Raw genomic sequence first — 20,045 nt, forward strand, 5'->3', positions numbered from 1 at the left:
TTGTTTTCCCGTATCATTTCATTATCTAATAGGTTGAACCTTCGCTGAAAGGAGCAATACCATGCACACGAAATTCATCTTTGTCACCGGCGGCGTGACCTCATCCCTGGGTAAAGGCATCGTCGCCTCCTCCCTTGGATGCCTATTGAAGAGCCGAGGGTTCAAGATATCCATTCAGAAGATGGATCCCTACCTCAACGTGGACCCGGGAACCATGAATCCCTATCAGCATGGCGAAGTGTTCGTGACCGATGACGGTGCAGAAACCGATCTCGATCTTGGGCATTATGAAAGATTTATCGACCAGCCGCTCACCGCCTCCCACAGCGTCTCTTCCGGCCAGATTTACTGGAATCTCTTCGAACGGGAACGAAAGGGCGAAATGAACGGCACCACCATCCAGGTGATTCCCCACGTCACCGGCGGCATCATCAGCAAGATTGAAGCCGCAGCCAAGGCAGCCGACTCGGATGTGATGCTGGTGGAGCTGGGCGGCACCGTGGGCGATATTGAATCTGAACCCTTTCAGGAAGCCATCCGCCAGTTCCGCTGGTCGGTGGGTCCGGAAAACTGCATTTTCATTCATGTAACCCTCCTCCCCTATCTGGAAAGCTCCGGGGAACTCAAGACCAAACCCACTCAGCACAGTATCCGCACCCTTCTATCCAAAGGTATTCAGCCGGATATCGTGGTATGCCGAAGCCTCAAGCGGGTGGGCAGGGAGCAGCGGGAAAAGATATCCCTGCTGTGCAATCTGGAAGCCGATCACATCATGGAGAGCCCCAATGCTTCCACGCTTTATGAAGTCCCCCTTCTTCTGCACCAGCAGGGCTTGGACGAACTGGTTTGCAGGATGCTTGGCATCAAAGGCCGCGAGCCGGAGCTCACTGCATGGCGGAAGATGGTGGAAAATATCAAGAATCCCACGCAGGAAGTCAACATCGCATTGGTGGGCAAGTATGTGGAACTCCACGACGCCTATCTCAGCATCGCCGAATCCTTGACCCATGGCGGCGCCTTCCACAGCGCCAAAGTGCATATCCATTGGATCAATGCCGATACGGTCACCGATGAAACGGCGAATATTTTAAAGGACATGCAGGGCATTCTCGTCCCCGGCGGTTTTGGCACACGCGGGCTTGAGGGAAAGATCCGGGCCATTCAGTATGCCCGGGAGAACAATGTTCCCTTCCTTGGGATCTGCCTTGGAATGCAGATGGCTGTCGTGGAATACGCCCGTCATGTGCTCAATATGTATGATGCCAACACCACCGAGGCCAATCCCAGCACCCCTTATCCGGTGATTGACCTCATGCCTGAACAGCTCAATATCACCCAGCGGGGCGGCACCATGCGTTTGGGCAAATATGACTGTGAACTTGTTCAAGGCACCAAAGCCCAAAAAGCCTATGGCGAGACCATGATCAGCGAGCGGCACCGCCATCGCTATGAGTTCAACAATGAGTACAGAGAACGCTTCGACGCTTCCAACATGCGGGTTGCGGGCATCAATCCCGGCCGCAATCTTGTGGAAATTGTGGAACTGACCAATCATCCCTGGTTCGTAGCGGTGCAGTTCCATCCCGAATTTAAATCACGGCCCGACCGCCCCCATCCTCTCTTCCGGGATTTCGTGGGCGCAGCCATCGAGAGAAAGAAGCTGCTCGGCTGAAGGGAGGGCGTCATGAATAAAATCATTGTGGTTGATTTTGGCGGGCAGTACACCCAGCTCATTGCAAGACGGGTCCGGGAAGCCCATGTGTACTGTGAAATTGTCCCCTTCGACGCTGCCATGGACCGCTTGACCAGTGAGGACGTCAGGGGCTACATTCTGGCCGGCGGACCCAACAGCGTGAACGATCCCGGTGTGCCCATGTGCGATCCAGCTTTGCTTGATCTCGGCAAACCGGTCCTCGGTATCTGCTATGGAGCCCAGTTGATGGCAAAGCTTTTGGGCGGCATTGTGGACAAGCCTGAGACCGGCGAATACGGCGGCGTGGATGTAGTTTATGACGAACGATGCGCTCTTTTTGCCGGCTTGAATCCCAACTCCACCGTTTGGATGAGCCATAACGATGCCATCGTAAAAATGCCGCAGGGATTTGTTTCCGCAGCCCATACCCCCCACTGCCCCATCGCCGCCATGGCCCGGGAGGATCAGCAGCTCTATGCCCTTCAATTCCACCCGGAAGTTCAGCATACAAAGCTGGGCTTTGATATTCTGAAAAAGTTTCTCTATGATATTTGCCATTGTGCTGAGGAATGGATTATCGGCGATCTTGCAGGCGGCATGATTGCCAGTCTCAAGGCAGAAATTGGGGACCGCAGGGTGCTCTCCGCGCTATCCGGCGGCGTGGATTCGGCAGTGGCTTCCGTGCTGGTCCATAAGGCCATCGGCGATAACCTCACCTGCATCTTTGTGGATCACGGCATGCTCCGCAAGAATGAAGCGGAACGAGTGCTCCAGGTGTATCGGGATGAATTTGGCATGAATCTCATCTTTGTAGACGCTAAGGAGCGTTTCCTCAGCAAACTTAAGGGTGTCACCGATCCTGAAGAAAAACGAAAGATTATTGGCACCGAGTTCATTCGAGTCTTTGAGGAGGAGGCCGCCAAGATCGGCTCCCCCGAAATTTTGGTCCAGGGCACCATCTATCCCGATGTAATTGAATCAGGCGTGGGCCATGCCAATACCATCAAGAGCCATCACAACGTGGGCGGGCTGCCGGAAAACATGGCTTTTACCAAGATTGTGGAGCCTCTGCGCGGCCTCTTTAAGGATGAGGTGCGTGCGCTGGGCGTGGCGCTGGGCATTCCAGCCTCCCAGGTTTGGCGCCAGCCTTTCCCCGGTCCCGGCCTCGCCGTGCGTATTCTGGGCGAGATCACGCCTTATAAACTCAAAATCGTGCAGGACAGCGACGCCATTCTCCGGGAGGAAATCGCCGCAGCCGGCCTTGAACGGGATATTTGGCAGTATTTCACCGTTCTTCCCAATGTGCGCAGTGTGGGCGTAATGGGTGATGGACGGACCTACGATGAGCTGGTGGCCATCCGCGCTGTCACCTCCAGCGATGCCATGACCGTGGATTTTGCCCGCATTCCCTACGAAATCCTGGCCAAGATTTCCAGCCGTATCATTGCCGAGGTGGATCACGTGAACCGTGTTGTCTATGATGTCACTTCAAAACCCCCGGGCACCATTGAATGGGAGTAGCCGATAGGATCTGCCGCTGACAAATGCCAAGGCGGCCAAACCGGCCGGTCTCGCCGGCAGAAAAAGTATGCCGCAGCAAGAGCCATTTTGATGGATAACGAGCGTTTATTCTCACAAAGGACAGTTCAAATAATTCACAAATGGAGGCCTGTAATGAAACAAGATATGATTCTCATCCTCGATCTGGGCAGCGAAGAAAACCCGCGCTTGGCCCGGGAGATCCGTGCGCTGGGCGTGTACACGGAGATCCATCCCCATGATATCTCCAAAGACGAGCTTGCGGCTTTGCCCAATGTCAAGGGCATCATTCTGAATGGCGGCATCAATCATATTGTGGACGGCGTCGCCATCGATGCCTCCCCCGCCGTTTATGAAAGCGGTCTTCCCATCTGGGCCATCGGCCACAAGGGAACCGCTCCCCTTGCCGCAAACGGTCCCGAGCGCCAGAAGGCGATTTCCGCCTTTGTGCTGGACACCTGCGGAGCCGAGGCCAACTGGAATATGGAAAACTTCATCGATGATCAGGTGGAGCTCATCCGCCGCCAGGTGGGCAGCCGAAAAGTGCTGCTGGCACTGTCCGGCGGCGTGGATTCCTCGGTGGTGGCCGCGCTTCTTATCAAAGCCATTGGCGGTCAGCTGACCTGTGTGCACGTCAACCATGGCCTTTTACGCAAAGGCGAGCCCGAAGAGGTCGTTCATGTGTTCCGACATGAGCTGGGTGCAAACCTTGTTTATGTGGATGCCGCCGATCGCTTTTTGGATAAACTGGCGGATGTGGCCGATCCAGAAAAAAAGCGCAAGATTATCGGCGCCGAGTTCATTCGGGTTTTTGAAGAGGAGGCTCGAAAACTCAAAGGCATCGAATTCCTGGCTCAAGGCACCATCTATCCCGATATCATCGAATCCGGAACTAAAACAGTAAAGGCCGTCAAGAGCCATCACAATGTGGGCGGACTGCCGGAGGATCTAAATTTTGAACTGGTGGAGCCTTTGAAGATGCTTTTCAAGGACGAGGTTCGTGCCTGCGGCGTGGCTTTGGGTCTGCCCGCGTCCATGGTCTACCGTCAGCCCTTTCCCGGCCCCGGTCTTGGGGTGCGCTGCCTCGGAGCCATCACCAGGGACAGGCTGGAAGCTGTTCGTGAATCCGATGCAATCCTTAGGGAAGAATTTGCGGCAAACGGCCTGGAAGGCAAAGTGTGGCAGTACTTCACCGCCATCCCCGATCTCAGGTCTGTAGGCGTACGGGACGGCAAGCGGGCCGACGAATGGGCTGTAATTATCCGGGCGGTCAATACCGTGGATGCCATGACGGCCACCGTGGAGAACGTTCCTTTTTCGCTGCTGCAAAAAATCACAGCACGCATCACAAGCGAAGTCAAGGGCGTTAATCGGGTACTCTTCGACCTTACGCCGAAGCCCACAGGAACCATTGAGTGGGAATAAGTTAATATAGGCTTTTGAGTCCCGAAAACCCTTGAAAACACTGGGGTTTTCGGGATTCTTCTTTTTTACTGGCTACAAAATGGCTACATCAGCCTATTTTTTTGTAGCCATCTCCTTCTGCGGCTATTGCATCAAGCTGATTGGCTACTTCGGTCTGCTTGTTCGGGTAGAGGTGGCTGTAGGTGTCCATGGTGGTCTGCACCTTTTCGTGACCCAAGCGTTCTGCCACCAGAAGCGGTGTACATCCCATATCGATCAGCAGACTGGCGTGGGTATGACGAACATCGTGCACTCTGATTTTCTGCGTTCCGGACTTGTCACAGCCGTATTTCATCTGTCTGCCGACCCAGCCCTTGTCATAAGGGAAGATGCGGTCTGTAGGCTGTAAATCATAAATTGTAGCCAGATGGTCACGGATACAGCTTTCCAGCACCTTTGGCATGACAACCTCTCGATACCCAGCCTCTGTTTTGGGCGGATAGATATAATCCTTTCCGTTCAGGCGCTGATAGTTCTTGTTGACCGAGATAATGTGTCTGTCGAAATCAATATCTTCCGGTGTCAGAGCCAGCAGCTCGCCGACACGAAGTCCTGTGTAATACATAATCATAAAGATTGTGTAGCCAACGGGTCTGTCCTTCATAGCTTCAATGAACACCCCGAATTCTTCCTTCGTCCAGAACAGCATTTCTTCGGCATTCTTTTTGCCCATAGTTCCTGCCTTGTGGCAAGGATTTTCTCTCAGACCGTAGAACTTTACCGCAAAATTGAATGCTGCGGTGAGCTGGTTGTTCATGCTTCGCAGATAGGTTGGTGCATAACCTCGTCCGTTGGGCTGACGATAGTTAATCATCTCATTTTGCCAGTTGCGAATATCGGTAGGCTTGATTTCGCTGACGGGCATTTCTCCGAAATACGGGAGGACTTTTTTGTTAAACAGATAGCGTTTATTGGCATAAGTAGTTTCTCTGGTGCGAGGAACCGCATCGTTCATATAGATTTCAACGAAATCCTTGAATTTCATGCCAAGGCTACCCTCTGCCTGACTGATAAAGTCACGTTCCCATTGTAAGGCTTCTTTCTTAGTAGAGAAGCCTCTTTTCTTTTTGTGGATCTCCTTTCCTGTCCAATCCTTTACACGGATTTGAGACATCCATTTTCCTGTGTTTTTGTCTTTCGTTACTGACATTGCGTTCTCCTTTACTAAATCAATGTCAGACCTTAATTATTCTACAGAGCCAAACTCCTTTTCAAGATAAGCTCTGCGACGAGCTAAGCGCTCATCCTCGTCAAGTTCTTCCGGTTCCACACATTCCACGGAAGCCCCCGCATAGTACGCAAGGGTCTGCTCTTGCCAGCTATGTAATGCCGCAGGAGAACAGTTGTAGCTGCGCACATCTTCTCGCATATCTTCCCATTGTTCTAAGAACAGACACATATCCGCATTGTGGTCAGCATCCATTTCCTTTCCGTTAAAACGGATGGAGCAAGTCCACTCATTGCTACGGGGCGGCTTCTTCACATCTACATCAAATTTAATGGAAGATACCTTGTTCAGTTCAAACAGGAAGCTCATTATGTCGGCAAGACTTCTGATCGGCGCCGTATTGGTTTCATAACCAAGAATAAATGTCGGCGTTGTATCAAGATGTTTTGCCAGTTCATTCACGACATCAATGGAAACCTCGATTTCTCCGGTTTCATACTTCTGCACGGTACGCAGAGATTTACCGATGAGGTTTGCCAGTTGAGTCTGGTTTAGGCCTTTGCGTTTTCGCAGTGTTTTTATCCGCTGGCCGATTGCGGAATAATCGAAATTATCCATAAATAATTCACCTCGTACATATCATATCACAAACAAATGCGAATTGCAAGTGCATATTTCTATTCTACAAGACTTGACAAAAGTATTTTCCGTGCGTATAATAAATGTGTACTAAAAGTGCGTATTTGAATTTTGAGCAAGAATCGAACGAATGAAAAGTACGCAAATCTACATTTTAGACGCAGGAGGTACTAATGAGAGCACAGTTTATCACAGCAGAAGAAGTTCAGAAGGTATTGGATGTCAGCCGCAGTAAGTCCTATCAGATTATCCGTGAGCTGAACAAGGAACTGAAAAGCATGGGCTATAAGACGATTGCAGGCAAATGCCCCATCTCGTTCTTCAAGCAGAAGTTTTATGGTCTGGAAATCGGAGGTGAAAGCGCTTGATGAATGAAAAAGAAAAAACGACCGTCCCGATTCCATCTGTTGGCGCAGATGGGGAACAGTCGCTTTCCTATGTAACAGAACAAATTATACCAACCGAAAACGAAGAAATCAATCCTTCCGAGGAAAATATGGAGGAAGTTCTTCGTCAGATGCAGAGAATGAATGACCCGGCATATTTGCACACGGTGTCCATGAATGAGCTGTACGAAACGGTATATCAGAGCAGACCGCCCGTCATAGACGGTCTGCTCTACTCCGGAACGTATTTGTTTGCCGGAGCACCTAAAGTGGGCAAATCGTTCTTTATGGCACAGCTCGCCTATCATGTCAGCACCGGAAGAAAACTCTGGGATTATGATGTTCACCAAGGCACGGTTTTATACCTTGCCCTGGAGGACGATTACCAGAGATTACAGGAGCGTATGTCCCGAATGTTCGGTGTAGAGGGTACGGACAGCCTGCACTTCGCCGTATATGCTAAGCAGCTCGGCGCAGGGCTTGATGAACAGCTTGAAAAGTTCATTAAGGAACATCCGGACACAAGGCTGATTATCATTGATACTTTACAGAAGATTCGAGAGGTCAGCACCGACAATTACAGCTATGCCAACGATTATGAGATTGTCGGCCGCATGAAGCAGTTTGCAGATAAAAACGGTGTGTGCCTGTTACTTGTGCACCATACACGAAAGCAACAGGCTGGAGATAGATTTGAGATGATTTCCGGTACGACAGGACTGCTCGGCTGTGCTGACGGAGCGTTCCTGATGCAAAAGGAAAAGCGAACCGATCTGAGTGCCACCCTTGAAATTGTCGGCAGAGATCAGCCCGACCAAAAGCTTCATCTGACAAGGGATGCCGAGAAGCTGATATGGATGCTCGACCGTGCGGAAACAGAGCTTTGGAAAAGCCCTCCTGACCTGTTGTTGGACAAGATCGCTGCTGTGATTACACAGGACACCCTGGCGTGGAATGGAAGCGCTACGGAGCTTGTAGCCCTTCTTGGGGAGGATATACAGCCCAATATTCTGACCCGCAGGCTCAATGTCAAAGCGGGAGAATTACTGAACGAATATCAGATTGAGTATTCCGTGAAGCGCACCCGTAACGGTAGTTTTATTAGCCTGACACGAAAGACCGTGTGACGATTGGTGACGGTTGTGACGATTAAAACGACAGCAGGGGCGGTATCAAAAATACCGTCACAATCGTCACAACCGTCACGGAAAGGATGGGATAAGAACGGATGAAGAATATACAGATTCCCTATGACCTGTTTATAGATTTACTGCTTTACCACCTAAACGGCGAGGATGATCTTGAAGAAGAAATCCAACGAGGGTTGGAAGAAAAGCTGGATGCCATGGTGAATAGGCAGCTCTACTCACAGTACAAGACAGCTCCAACCGAGGAACAACGAGAGAAGGCAAGGCAGGAATATCTTGACCGCCGTGGAGTGCCGGAGAGCTTCCGCTGGACTACTTCTCCTTGGGAGCTATAACAGGAGCGTGCCACGCTCCTGTGGATGGCTGACAAGGCGAAAATGCCAAGTTGTCAAGTTGGCAACTTGCCACCGCACCGCCCCCAACCGCATCCCCCGTCCCCATCGAGAAATCCGCAGATTTTGAGATGGACAGTCAGAGCTGATTGTCTAATTTGCTCTGACTATGGGCGGCAGCAACGAGCAAAACCGTTTGTGAGTATGATGCTGACCATGCTGATTTTTGAGGATTGTGTGTCACTTGCAAGCCGATAAAAGCAGCTAAGGCTCTCGCAGGAGCCGCATACTCCCTCGGAGAGCGCAATGCGCTTTTGATGCGTAGTGTCAAAAGTGCTTTTGCGTTACTTTTGGCAAAAGTAACAAAACCCGCCGACGAGCGGCGAAACCCATTTTGATAAGAACAGGAATTTCGGAGGTGACAGTTATAAAAAGAACAATCAGCGCAATGTCCGGTGATGGAGTGGTTGCTCATAATCGTCGAACCTATATCGCAGAAAATGTTGACCAGACGAGAACGCACCTGAACATTGAATATTGCTATACACCCATCGAGCAGGCATATCATGAATTATTTGATGAAGCCCTTGCGGAATTTAATGCAAAGCAAAAACGCAAAGATCGCTGCATTAAAAATTATTACGAAAAAATCCGTGATGGAAAACAGGAAAAAACTTTTTACGAAGTGATTTTCCAAGTTGGGAATAAAGACGATATGGGAGCTGCCGGAGAGAATGGAGAACTGGCAAAAGATATTTTGGATAAGTTCTATCACAGCTTTCTTGAACGCAATCCCCATCTCCATGTGTACTCCGCTCATCTTCACATGGATGAAGCTACGCCCCATCTGCATATTGATTTCATCCCTTTTACCACTGGGAGCAAGCGTGGACTTTCCACCCGTGTGTCGTTGAAACAGGCTCTTGCCGATCAGGGCATTACCGGCGAGGGGCGTTCTCTGACAGAACGTGATTTGTGGGTACAGGAAGAAAAAGAAGCACTTGCGGAAATCATGTTGGAGCATGGTATTGAGTGGGAGCAGAAAGGTGAGCACAAGGAGCATCTGAGCGTTTTGGAGTTTAAGCGAGAGAAACGCAAGGAGGAGCTTGCCGAACTGGAGCAGACCATTGAGCGTGTCCAACAGCAACAGGTGTCTATCAAGGCTGTGGAACAGATTGAAGCCAAGCCCCTGCCGTTGACATCTAAGGTAGCCATTGATAAAGAGGACTATCAAACGCTTGTCACGGCAGCGCAGAAATATGTAGTGCAGGAAAAACAGGAGAGCAAGCTGAAGAAGCTCCTGAAAGAAGCGAAGAAAACCATTGAAGAATTGAAAGAAAAGGTGGCTGCGCTCACAAAGGAACTGGCTGAGTATAAATCTGTTCGTGGTCAGCTTCGTACTAAGGAGTTGGAGAAGGAGAATGATGATCTGCGCAAGAAGCTCAGTGGATATGAGGAAGTGATTTCTCGTAATAATCTGTGGTTGTACTTTGGCAGACCCAAAGGTAAAACCAAGACAAAGGAAGATGTTCGTTGATTCCTATAAAGTTTTCAGAGGTCTTTATATGTCCAATTAAGTCTATCTAATTCTAATTGCTTCTATGAAAATCCGCATTTTTCTGCTTTAGTCCATTGAAAAAAGAAATTTTTCATGATATACTTGACAAAGGTGAGGTGATATGTTATGAATGATGAAATTTACACAATAACGCAAGCTGCACAGTATTTAAAAGTTTGCGATAAGACAGTTCGTAGATTGATTAAGGCGAACAAATTAACTGCGTCAAAAGTTGGAGATCGTTCATGGCGTATCAGAAAAACCGACATTGATATGTATTTACGAGACAACACTAATGGAACGAAAGGAGTTGCTATCAATGAGTGAAGAATTGATTCAGAGAAATCTGATAGAAGCTCCTGAAAAAATGGGCGACTGGAATTTTTACAATATTGGTGCTACAACACTAAAAGCCCTGAAGGGTGCGAAAATTATCCCTGATCGTGATTATGATGAGTATGAAAAGAAGAAACCAGATGCTTTGATTGTAAAAAAGCCTTTGGTTATTGCGGCAATTGAATACAAACAACCGAAAGAACTTCGTACAGACAAACAGGTTGCTACAGCTATTGCTCAGGAATTGGGCACTGCTCAGGCTCTGCAAGCAAAAATTTACATTGTTACTGATGGAAAGAAATCTTATTGGATAAACCCTGTAACAGGTAATGAAATTCTTCAAGAAGATGGAAGTAGTATTACTCTGAATTTCGATAAGAAAAGTACAGAGTGCATCACTTTGATTAACAAAATCCGAGCTTCTATCAATGCGACCAATGACCAAATCAAAGCTGCGGCAACGGTAGATCCATTACCATTGGCTGAAAAGGTGTGGCAGGATCTTTGGGCAGTATCAGGAGCAACACCGGAAAACTGCCTGTATACCTTTGTGGAGATATTCATCTTTAAATACCTTAGTGATTTGGGCGTTTTAAGAGGAATGTACTCATTCTACGATTTATTGGGGAAATATGCGGGTAATAATGATAATGAGGTTCTTGAATATTACGCTTCTGTTGTACGTGTAAAAATCAAAGAGCTGTTCCCTGGTAACCCTAAGGACAAGACAACAATTATCAATGGTACAATCTTTGTTTCCAAAGATGATAAAGCTGTTTCTGGTTATGCAACTGTTTTCAGAAGGATTTTAAATAGATTTAATGAGTTTGGTACTCTTGAAAATATCGATTATGATTTTAAGAGCAAGTTATTCGAGACCTTCTTGAAAGAATCTATTAGTAAAAAGAACTGGGGACAGTACTTTACCCCGTTGAAGGTTGTTCGATCTATTGTCGATATGGTTGAGATTACCCCCGGTATGGAAATTTGTGACCCCGCTTGTGGTGTGGGTAAGTTTTTGCTGGAGCCGATATTGCATGATTTACATCGCTTCTATGCGGTTGAAAATGACGAGTTGAAACCTCAGATTACATTGCATGGATTTGATAAAGGTTTCGATAAAGATGAGCAGAAGACAATCATCCTTGCGAAGGCGAATATGTTGATTTATATGTCTGGTGTAATAAAGGAACACCCAGATATGACAAAGAAATTTGCACAGTTGTTTAATGATACATTTCTGCTTCAAACGAACTCTATCCTTGGTACGTTAGCAAAACCAATCAAGGATAAATTTGATTTAATTCTCACAAATCCGCCATATGTTATGAGTGGAAGTAGCAATCTAAAGGAAGAAATTGCAAAGCAGCAGGAATTAAAGGATTATTTTGCTGTTAGCGCAATGGGCATTGAAGGTCTGTTCATGGAATGGATTGTTCGTGCATTAAAGCCAGGCGGAAAAGCATTTATTGTTGTACCGGATGGTATTATGAATCGCAGTAATGATAAAAAGTTGCGAGACTTTATACTCGAACAATGCTTTGTGGATGCTGTGATTTCTTTGCCGTTGAATACTTTCTTCACGACAAATAAGAAAACCTACATTTTGGCTCTTACCAAGAAAGTGGCTGTAAATGTAGGCGGCGTAGATACACTTGAACGACAGACAACGCCGGTGTTTACGTATTTGTGCTCTGAAATTGGAGAAACAAGAGACGTATATCGTTTTGATATAGACCGGAACGATTTGGAAACTGCTTCTGATCTCTTTAATATGTTTAAGGGAGCAAAAACAAAATTTAAAACCAGCGATAAACGCTGTAAAATCGTTGATATTGGTGAATTTGTTGATGCTACTCATTGGTGTATAGATCGTTGGTGGTCGCATGAAGAAAAAATTGAGCTTGGCATTGAAGATAGTGTGAAGTCTGTCGATGTAGACACATTTAGAACCATGCTCAGCGATGTAACAGCTGCCTTGTCTGAGTTAGACGAACCACTCTGTGAAATTTCCAGAGACGATGAAGATAAAACTGTGATGACGGCGGATTTTAACCTAATTGATCTCTTTGATATTTACCGTGGAAGTGGAAAATATACAAAAGCGTATGTGCAAAAGCATAAAGGCGAGTATGGTCTGTTCTCTGGCAACACATTTGGAAGGTTTGCAGATATTGATGCCTTTGATTATGATATGCCATGTCTTACTTGGGCAATCGATGGCTTAGCTGGCTATATAATGATTCATGACGAGCCATTCTCTGCAACAAATCATCGTGGAGTGTTGGTGCCGAAAGTTGACAATTTAAATCTGCAATATGTTAAATATGTTCTGGAACCAATTTTTAGAGAGTTGAAAAAAGGACGTCAGGGTTTGAACGGGGAGAATGAGTACACTTCGTTGCCACCGTTCATGATTAAATCTGTAAAAATACCGATTCCGGTTGATAACGAAGGTAATATCGATCTTACAGCGCAAGAAGATGTTGCGAATAAGTATTTAGCTATTGAAAGATGCAAGAAAGAGATTTCTGAGAAACTTGAAGCGCTAATTGGACAAAAAGTAAAAATCTAAACAAATCAGCCGAGCAGCTACCACTGCCCGGCTGATTTTCGTTCGTTATTCTTCCATGACTTCTATCATCATCCTGGCCCCCAGCTTGAAGCTGTTCTGGAATAGCAGGCACTCTGCCATAGTCTGATATTCACGAACAGCATCTGTGTAGCGGGAAAACAGGTCCTTTTGTTCGTCCGTCATAGATGCCAGAAGCTTTTCTTCGTTCTTGGTAATCAAGCGAAACGCTTCTTTGTATTCCTTACAGGCGGATGTGTCATAGTCGGTCGGCTCAATATTGCCATACCAGAATTCTTCCAGTAGCTTCATACCGTACCCTCCCCATAGATCAGTTCTTGGAGAACAATTTCTTCGGCTCGGTTGCGGATACTGTTCATGGCTCCGACCCACGCCATCTGATTCTGTGCTTTAAGCTGCTCTGTGATACCTTCTTTTTCTGCCATCTGCTTTATTAGCAGAGCAAGCCTGTCCTGTGCTTGAGCATCAATCTCAGTCAGATAGCTGTACAGCTTGCAGCTGAGAACCAAATCTGTGTACAGTACCGGGCGGTACTCCTTGATGTAACCAAGCTGCCTTCTGCCCCAGATACCGATAGGGCGTTCTTCGGTGTCCGGCAGAACCAGACAAGGGATGTAATAATCCCCTTGCAGTTCATACCAAAGTTCGTTGCTGTTGTCGTAGATGTATTTTTCCATAGTGCTAACCTCCGTGTATTATTTGTTTGAAATAGTTGCGAGTGGCTTTGAGGTGAATCAGCCAGCGGAGGTTTGTAGTATTGTAGCCGTGGCTACAAAATGGCTACAGAATTCGTAAAGACGCTACGGATAGCGTGAAATATGTGGAATGTGTGGATGAAAAGCGTACTTTCAGTGCATAAAATCACGAGAAATCAAGGTCTGGCAGTCGAGTGGGAATAATCCGCTGATGCAAAACATCGGGAAGGCTGGGGCAGCCCCAGCCTTCTTTTTTAGTCCTTATTTTCATGCTTCTCATATGGTTGTCCAGGGCAACCTTGACTTTCATATCCGTCCCATGCTATATTATCGATATCCTATTTGCCGCCGGGTAAAAAGCGTCTTTTGACCATTCCATTAGGCCTTTGAAGGAATGGGCATGGGACGTTTTATTATTATTTGAAAAGAGGTGCCCCCATGTTTCGAGAAATGCGCCGCAAAAAACAGCTCTTGCCCCTCGAAGAAACCATCGCCGTATTGGACCGGAGAACATCCGGTGTGCTGGCCCTCTCCGGAGATGACGGCTACCCTTACGCTGTGCCGCTCAGTTACATCCACTGCGATGGCCGGCTCTATTTTCATTGTGCCAAGAGCGGACATAAGTTGGATGCCCTCTTGGCGAATCCCAAAGCTTCTTTTTGTGTCATCGATCTGGACGACGTGGTTCCTGAGGAATACACCACGTATTTCCGCAGCGTGATCGTCTTTGGCACCCTTCGCGTTTTGGAGGACGAGGGCGAAAAGCGGAGGGCGATTGAAAAGCTGGCAGCTAAATATTCCCCCGATCATGAAGAGGGGCGCCTAAAGGAGATCGACCGGGAATTTAAAGTGCTCTGCATGTTGGAGATGTCCATCGAGCACATGACCGGCAAAGAGGCCATTGAGCTTGTGAAGCAAAGAGGGTAGCCCAATCACCATTCCAACTCCCCCTCCTTGTCTCGGAGCAGTGTATCATAGTTGTCAATTTTACGGTTTAATTTATCCAGAGTACCCTTAAGCTCCCCGATTTTATCCGCCAGAATATCCCGCTGCTCCATTAACAGCGCCTTTCGTGCCGCATGGGTACTGTCTCCCTGGCGAAAAAGTCTGTTGTATTCGACCAAGATCTCAACGGGGAGCCCAGCTCCCCGCATACATTTGGCAAATTTGACCCATCGAAGGCTGGCATCATCGTAGTTACGGATGCCAGCCTTATTCCTTGGCACCGGCGGAATAAGTCCAATCCGTTCATAATATCTCAATGTGTCTGCGGATAAGCCCGTTTGTTTGCTCACTTCCGCAATCGTCATCCTCTTCCCCTCCTAACCATTTACCGAATGATTCTGAATGCGCTGCGCAAAATCCTTCAGGATTCCCGGTATATCGATACCCTGCGGGCAGATTCTCCTGCACGCACCGCAGCCAAGGCAGGCGCCGGGCAGCTCCCCCGGCGTCATAGCGTCCAGCGTGAAGCGCACCGTCCCCATACCGTCATGCTTCAGCTCATTGTACATGGAGATGAGTTTGGGAATATCAAGGCCCTGCGGGCATTCCTCCATGCAGTACCGGCAGCCGGTGCAGGGCACCAGATCCGCCATCATGCCCACCACTTTTTCCAAAAGCGCCCGTTCCTCCGGAGTCGTGGGGTCCTCTCTTGAAAACAGCGTCAAATTTTCCTTCAGCTGTTCCATTGTCGTCATGCCGCTGAGAACCACCTGCACATTGGACAGCGATTGGAGAAACCGAAAAGCCCAGGATGCAATGGTGTCCTCCGGCCGGGCTTTTTTCAGCATGGCGCCAGCCTGCGGCGGCAGCTCAGCCAGCCGGCCGCCCCGACATGGTTCCATAACCATCACAGGAATACCGTGTTCCGTCAAAATTTCATACTTTCGTTTTGCGTCCTGCAGTGACCAGTCCATATAGTTGAGCTGAATCTGGGCAAATTCAAAATCATCCCGCCAGTTCAAAAACCTTTCGATCGTCTCCGCCCGGCCATGGGCGGAAAAACCAAGATGGCGAATCCAGCCCGCCTTCTTTTGCTGAAGAAGATAATCTACCACCGCCAGATCTTCATCGGTATAAAAATCGTAGGAGGTCTCACAAAGATTGTGCAGCAGGTAAAAATCAAAATAATCCACCCGGCACTTCTCCAGCTGCTCCAAAAAGATCTCTCTCGGCGTTTTTACCGCCATCGAGGATAAATAACCGGAAAACCCCACTCTGCCGTTTCGATAGTACATCATATGCCCTGGCATCTTGGAGGCGAGATACCAGCTGTCCCGGGGAAGTTCGCTCAGCACTCTGCCCATGAATTTCTCCGACTCGCCCTCGTGGTAGCGGTACGCCGTATCAAAATAATTGATCCCCTGTTCATAGGCATACTCCACCAGCTCTCTTGCTTTGACCTCATCGATGGGCCCTCCTTTGCCTGCGGTGGGCAGACGCATGCTTCCAAATCCGAGGGCGGAGAGCTTCAATTCCTGAAAGGGTTTATAAATCATCCAAATCCGTCCTTTCTCTCCATTCTTATCTTCAGCTTAGACCTTAGAGTGTACTCCAAGTCAAGGGCATACGGTAAAAACTTGTAATCGGCTATTGCCTAGGATATAATGAGCATCATAGATTGAAAGGACTTATTTTTCCATGGACGAAATGACAAGGCGCGCCTTTTATGCCCGAAACGACCGCATCGTCGCGGCCATCATTCAAAGAGCTCAAAAGCAGTGCCCCGGTTCGCTGGCCCTTATCGGCGTATTCGGTTCCTTCCTGACAGGGGCTGTTCATGAGAAATCCGATCTGGATCTTCTGATCGTAGTTAATGATGAACGGGGTTCGAAGGCGCTTTCCCAGTGCTTTATCATGGACGGCATTGGGTTTGACCTGTACTGCACCCCCTGGAACGCCTTGGAAGCGGATGCAAAATACACGCACCCGCATCTGCTGAAGCTTATGAATTCAAAAATTCTTTATTGCGGGGACGAGAGCTATCAGCAGCGGCTTCAAGCACTGCGGGACGAGGCACGCCAAAGAATGGCCGGGGCTCTCTCCTGGAGCGTGTATCACGCCGCCCAAAACTATCTGTCGTCGGCGCTCAAAGCGCTGGGCGCCCTCACCCTTTTGGAGGACCCCGCCTCCTGCCGCTATCAAAGCGTTTTTTTGATCCATGCCCTGGAGGACGCTCTATGCATGCTCAATCAAACTTATTATCAGTTGGGCACTAAAAAACGGAGCGAGGAACTGGCTTCCTTCCCCCGTCTGCCCGCCGATTTTATGAACGTCCACCGCCGGGCTGTGGAGGCCGATACTTTATCCGAAATCAAGGAAAGCTCCACTCGGCTTGCCCGCATTGTAAACGCCTATTTTGAAGATATTAAGGCCGGTCTTGCGCGGCCCGCGCCCACCGCCGGCGATCTTCGGGGCAGCTATGAGGAGATGTTCTCCAACTGGCGCAACAAGATGCGGCGGGCGGCTAAGGAGAACGATCTGTATCTATCGCTCACCTCAGCCGCCGCTTTCCAGGCCTGTCTTTTGGAATTCTCTGAACTTTTTGACCTTCCCTCCTTCGACATGATGAGCCGCTTTGAGTCCAAGGATCTGATAAAATCGGCCGAGGCCTTTGACGCAGTACTGGACGCCTATCGCGGTGAATATCGGAAGGCGGGCCTGACCGTTCAGCAATATACCGGTATTGATGACTTTGAGCAGCAGTACAATCCGTAGGTCTCCTCCGCACCAAATCTCCTTGTATGAAATAGAGTAAAATGTACCCCTCTATACTTCGTATGAAGGAGATGAACCCATGAAAAAAGTTTTGATGCATGTAACGGTCGTCGTGTGTATGATCGCTCTGCTGTGCTGTTCAGCCTATGCGCTGCCCGCATCCAATGAGCGCATCTACAGCGGTATCGATGTCAGTGTATGGCAGGGGGATATCGATTTTGAAGCCGTGCGCCAGGATGGAATCGAGATCGTCTATATCCGATCCAGTTCCGGCAGCAACTTCGTCGATCCAAACTTTGAACAAAACTATGAAAGGGCCAAGGCCGCCGGTCTGTCCGTTGGCTTCTATCACTATGTGACGGCCCGCAGTGAGTCTCAGGCCCGTTATCAGGCCGAATTTTTCGCCTCCTTGGTTCACGGCAGGGATTACGATTGCCGTCTCGCCATGGATTTCGAGGATTTAAGGGGGTTGTCCCGCAGCGAAATCAATGCCATTGCCAACGCCTTTCTCGAAACCCTGGAGGAAAAGGCGGGAAGCGAGCTTGTCATTTACAGTGATGCCTACAACGCTGAGAACGCCTTTGACAAAAGCCTCACCCGCTATCCCCTTTGGATCGCCCAGTACGGTGTGGCCCAGCCTTCCGATCGCACTCAATGGTCCGAATGGGTAGGCTGGCAGTACACCAGCAGCGGCAGAATTTCGGGGATTTCCGGAAACGTGGACCGCGACCGCTTTACCGAGGACATTCTTTTGACCTCAAAGCCCGATCCCAACCGGCCCAGGCCGGAACCGTCCGCTCCTGGCAAATCAACAATTTCTTACACCGTGAAGCGAGGCGATACCCTCTATGCCATCGCCAAGCTTTACCACACCAGCGTATCGGCACTGGTCCAGGAAAATGATATTGCCAATCCCAACCTCATTTATCCCGGTCAGGTCCTTAATATCACCATCCATGACGACGTCACGCGGATATGTGAATACTACACCGTGCAGCGGGGCGACACCCTTTACGCCATTGCCCTGCGCTACAACACCACCGTTTCCGCATTGGCCAGCCGTAACGGGATCTCCAATCCCAATTTGATCTACCCCGGCCAAAGACTGTGCGTAAACACCCGCCAGGATGGCAGCGAGCCTTTAAATCCCGCCCGGACTTACACCGTGGTGCGGGGCGACACTCTTTATGCCATTGCCCTGCGCTACAACACCACCGTTTCCGCTCTGGTTCAGGCGAACGGGATTGCCAACCCCAATCGAATCTATCCCGGTCAGGTGCTTCGCATTCCCTAGACGTATTCTATGAAGAAAAGGGACACTTTCAAGGAAGTGTCCCTTTTTTCGCAGCGCTTCGCTGGAAAACGGTATAAAACCGAACATTTTTATAAAAGGTATGGATAATTTTCGTATACCCTTGGCAAAATTCCCAACTCCATGTATAATGATTAACGGTGCTATAGCGTCTTTCCATGGGAAAGACATCGAAAGGAGTTTGGTAACATGGTACGTGCCATCGTGGGCGCCAATTGGGGCGATGAAGGCAAAGGTAAAATGACGGACATGCTGGCTGCCCAGTCGGATATGGTAATCCGTTTTCAGGGCGGCAGCAACGCCGGTCATACCATTGTCAACGAGCACGGAAAGTTTGCACTGCATCTTCTGCCGTCGGGCATTTTCTTTCCCCACATCACCAATCTGATTGGACCGGGCGTGGCTTTCTGCCCTGAAGATTTCTTCAAGGAGCTGGCCAGCGTTCAGGAAAGAGGCATAAAACCGAATATCAAGGTATCCGATCGGGCTCAGATTTTGATGCCTTACCACCGCATGTTCGATTTGCTGGAGGAGCAGCGCCTGGGCAAGGCAAGTTTTGGCTCCACCAAGTCGGGAATCGCGCCTTTCTATTCCGATAAATATGCTAAGATCGGCATTCAGCTGTCTGAACTCAGCTTTCCCGACGTGCTGAAAGCGCGAGTGCACAGTATCTGTACGCAGAAGAACGTAATTTTGGAGCACCTGTACGGTGCCCCTTTGCTGAAGGAAGAGGAGCTTCTGGCGACCCTTGAGGAATATGGCAGGGACATGGCGCCCTATCTGGTGGATGGTTCCGCGCTGGTGCATGAGGCGCTTTCTGAGGGCAAGACGCTGCTTCTCGAGGGCCAGCTTGGATCTCTCAGGGATCCCGATCACGGCATCTATCCCTACACCACCTCCTCCTCCACGCTGGCAGGCTATGGCGCGGTGGGCGCAGGCGTTCCCCCCTGGGAGATCAAGAGCGTGCTTGCGGTCACCAAGGCTTATTCCTCCTGCGTAGGCGCAGGTCCCTTCGTGGGCGAGCTCATGGATGAAGTGGGCGATGAGCTGAGAAACCGCGGCGGCGACGGCGGCGAATATGGCGCTACTACGGGCCGTCCCCGGCGGATGGCCTGGTTTGACTGTGTGGCCAGCCGCTATGGATGCCGTGTGCAGGGTGCCACCGAGGTGGCGCTTACGGCGCTCGACGTCCTTGGATATCTTGATAAGATCCCCGTGTGTGTGGCTTATGAGATGGACGGCAAGCGTCTCCACGACTTCCCCGCCACGGCCATCCAGTACCACTGCAAGCCTGTCTATGAATACCTGGACGGATGGAAGTGTGATATTCGGAACATCCGCAGGTTTGAGGACCTGCCGGAGAACGCTCAAAAATATGTGCTCTTTGTGGAAAAGGCCATTGGCATTCCCGTTCGTTTCGTATCGGTCGGTCCCAAGCGGGAAGAGATCATCGAGCGCTGAA

At 49.2% G+C, this 20,045-nt stretch carries 19 protein-coding genes; 13 read left to right on the plus strand and 6 right to left on the minus strand.

The genetic code is table 11. From position 1 onward, the window contains the following. Positions 1–61: 61 nt before the first annotated feature. The 3 genes from H8696_RS05445 to guaA (H8696_RS05455) all read left to right on the plus strand — a co-directional run bounded on the left by H8696_RS05445 (position 62) and on the right by guaA (H8696_RS05455) (position 4,657). Positions 62–1,672 carry a CTP synthase gene (locus tag H8696_RS05445; RefSeq protein WP_249315628.1) on the plus strand — a complete coding sequence of 537 codons (1,611 nt, stop codon included), beginning with the start codon at positions 62–64 and terminating at the stop codon, positions 1,670–1,672. Between the two features lie 12 nt (positions 1,673–1,684). Further along, a complete protein-coding gene (gene guaA, locus H8696_RS05450) occupies positions 1,685–3,214 on the plus strand; it encodes a glutamine-hydrolyzing GMP synthase (RefSeq protein WP_249315636.1) in 1,530 nt (509 codons plus the stop codon). Positions 3,215–3,367: 153 nt separating this feature from the next. Further along, complete coding sequence (gene guaA, locus H8696_RS05455; protein ID WP_249315658.1) at positions 3,368–4,657, plus strand: glutamine-hydrolyzing GMP synthase; 1,290 nt, start codon at positions 3,368–3,370, stop codon at positions 4,655–4,657. 88 nt (positions 4,658–4,745) lie between these two features. On the opposite strand, the gene H8696_RS05460 is transcribed toward guaA (H8696_RS05455), so the two are convergent. Further along, a complete protein-coding gene (locus H8696_RS05460; RefSeq protein ID WP_249315669.1) occupies positions 4,746–5,846 on the minus strand; it encodes a site-specific integrase in 1,101 nt (366 codons plus the stop codon). A 36-nt stretch (positions 5,847–5,882) separates the two neighbouring features. Further along, complete coding sequence (locus H8696_RS05465) at positions 5,883–6,482, minus strand: helix-turn-helix domain-containing protein (RefSeq protein WP_249315672.1); 600 nt, start codon at positions 6,480–6,482, stop codon at positions 5,883–5,885. 194 nt (positions 6,483–6,676) lie between these two features. Here H8696_RS05465 and H8696_RS05470 point away from each other — a divergent pair, with 194 nt between their 5' ends. The 6 genes from H8696_RS05470 (at position 6,677) to H8696_RS05495 (ending at position 12,838) form a co-directional block, all read left to right on the plus strand. Beyond that, entirely contained in the window at positions 6,677–6,871 is a 195-nt protein-coding gene (locus tag H8696_RS05470) for an ICEBs1 excisionase (RefSeq protein ID WP_249315673.1), read from the plus strand. Next, positions 6,871–8,016 carry an AAA family ATPase gene (locus H8696_RS05475; RefSeq protein WP_249315679.1) on the plus strand — a complete coding sequence of 382 codons (1,146 nt, stop codon included), beginning with the start codon at positions 6,871–6,873 and terminating at the stop codon, positions 8,014–8,016. The genes H8696_RS05470 and H8696_RS05475 overlap by 1 nt, the downstream gene beginning before the upstream one ends. Before the next feature lie 101 nt (positions 8,017–8,117). Beyond that, positions 8,118–8,372: a complexin-2 gene (locus tag H8696_RS05480; protein WP_249315681.1), complete on the plus strand. Its 255-nt coding sequence runs from the start codon at positions 8,118–8,120 to the stop codon at positions 8,370–8,372. Between the two features lie 415 nt (positions 8,373–8,787). Beyond that, positions 8,788–9,906: a plasmid recombination protein gene (locus H8696_RS05485; protein WP_249315688.1), complete on the plus strand. Its 1,119-nt coding sequence runs from the start codon at positions 8,788–8,790 to the stop codon at positions 9,904–9,906. Between the two features lie 147 nt (positions 9,907–10,053). Next, the gene (locus H8696_RS05490; RefSeq protein ID WP_249315695.1) at positions 10,054–10,254 is read left to right on the plus strand and encodes a helix-turn-helix domain-containing protein; all 201 of its coding nucleotides are present in this window, start codon (positions 10,054–10,056) and stop codon (positions 10,252–10,254) included. Then, positions 10,247–12,838, plus strand: coding sequence for an N-6 DNA methylase (locus H8696_RS05495; RefSeq protein ID WP_249315702.1), 2,592 nt, complete (start codon positions 10,247–10,249; stop codon positions 12,836–12,838). Before H8696_RS05490 ends, H8696_RS05495 begins: the two co-directional genes overlap by 8 nt. Positions 12,839–12,883: 45 nt before the next feature. On the opposite strand, the gene H8696_RS05500 is transcribed toward H8696_RS05495, so the two are convergent. Together H8696_RS05500 and H8696_RS05505 are read right to left on the minus strand one after the other, a co-directional pair. Then, positions 12,884–13,147 carry a DUF6809 family protein gene (locus H8696_RS05500; RefSeq protein ID WP_249315704.1) on the minus strand — a complete coding sequence of 88 codons (264 nt, stop codon included), beginning with the start codon at positions 13,145–13,147 and terminating at the stop codon, positions 12,884–12,886. Continuing rightward, positions 13,144–13,533: a TnpV protein gene (locus H8696_RS05505; RefSeq protein ID WP_249315706.1), complete on the minus strand. Its 390-nt coding sequence runs from the start codon at positions 13,531–13,533 to the stop codon at positions 13,144–13,146. Before H8696_RS05505 ends, H8696_RS05500 begins: the two co-directional genes overlap by 4 nt. Positions 13,534–13,989: 456 nt before the next feature. On the opposite strand from H8696_RS05505, the gene H8696_RS05510 reads away from it, so the two are divergent. Next, positions 13,990–14,478 (plus strand): pyridoxamine 5'-phosphate oxidase family protein, encoded by a 489-nt coding sequence (locus tag H8696_RS05510; protein ID WP_249315708.1) that lies wholly within the window; start codon positions 13,990–13,992, stop codon positions 14,476–14,478. A gap of 5 nt (positions 14,479–14,483) precedes the next feature. Here the strand turns inward: H8696_RS05510 and H8696_RS05515 are convergent, their stop codons facing one another. Both H8696_RS05515 and H8696_RS05520 read right to left on the minus strand, forming a co-directional pair. Continuing rightward, positions 14,484–14,861 (minus strand): MerR family transcriptional regulator, encoded by a 378-nt coding sequence (locus H8696_RS05515; RefSeq protein WP_249315710.1) that lies wholly within the window; start codon positions 14,859–14,861, stop codon positions 14,484–14,486. A 12-nt stretch (positions 14,862–14,873) separates the two neighbouring features. Then, complete coding sequence (locus tag H8696_RS05520; protein ID WP_249315712.1) at positions 14,874–16,052, minus strand: aldo/keto reductase; 1,179 nt, start codon at positions 16,050–16,052, stop codon at positions 14,874–14,876. Positions 16,053–16,194: 142 nt separating this feature from the next. Here H8696_RS05520 and H8696_RS05525 point away from each other — a divergent pair, with 142 nt between their 5' ends. The 3 genes from H8696_RS05525 (at position 16,195) to H8696_RS05535 (ending at position 20,044) form a co-directional block, all read left to right on the plus strand. Continuing rightward, a complete protein-coding gene (locus H8696_RS05525; RefSeq protein ID WP_249315715.1) occupies positions 16,195–17,271 on the plus strand; it encodes a nucleotidyltransferase domain-containing protein in 1,077 nt (358 codons plus the stop codon). Between the two features lie 79 nt (positions 17,272–17,350). Next, a complete protein-coding gene (locus H8696_RS05530; RefSeq protein WP_249315717.1) occupies positions 17,351–18,565 on the plus strand; it encodes a LysM peptidoglycan-binding domain-containing protein in 1,215 nt (404 codons plus the stop codon). 207 nt (positions 18,566–18,772) lie between these two features. Further along, positions 18,773–20,044: an adenylosuccinate synthase gene (locus H8696_RS05535; protein WP_249315720.1), complete on the plus strand. Its 1,272-nt coding sequence runs from the start codon at positions 18,773–18,775 to the stop codon at positions 20,042–20,044. The last annotated feature ends 1 nt before the right edge of the window (position 20,045 follow it).

The sequence above is a fragment of the Gehongia tenuis genome (assembly GCF_014384795.1).
GTDB classification, from domain to species: Bacteria; Bacillota; Clostridia; order Christensenellales; family NSJ-53; genus Gehongia; species Gehongia tenuis.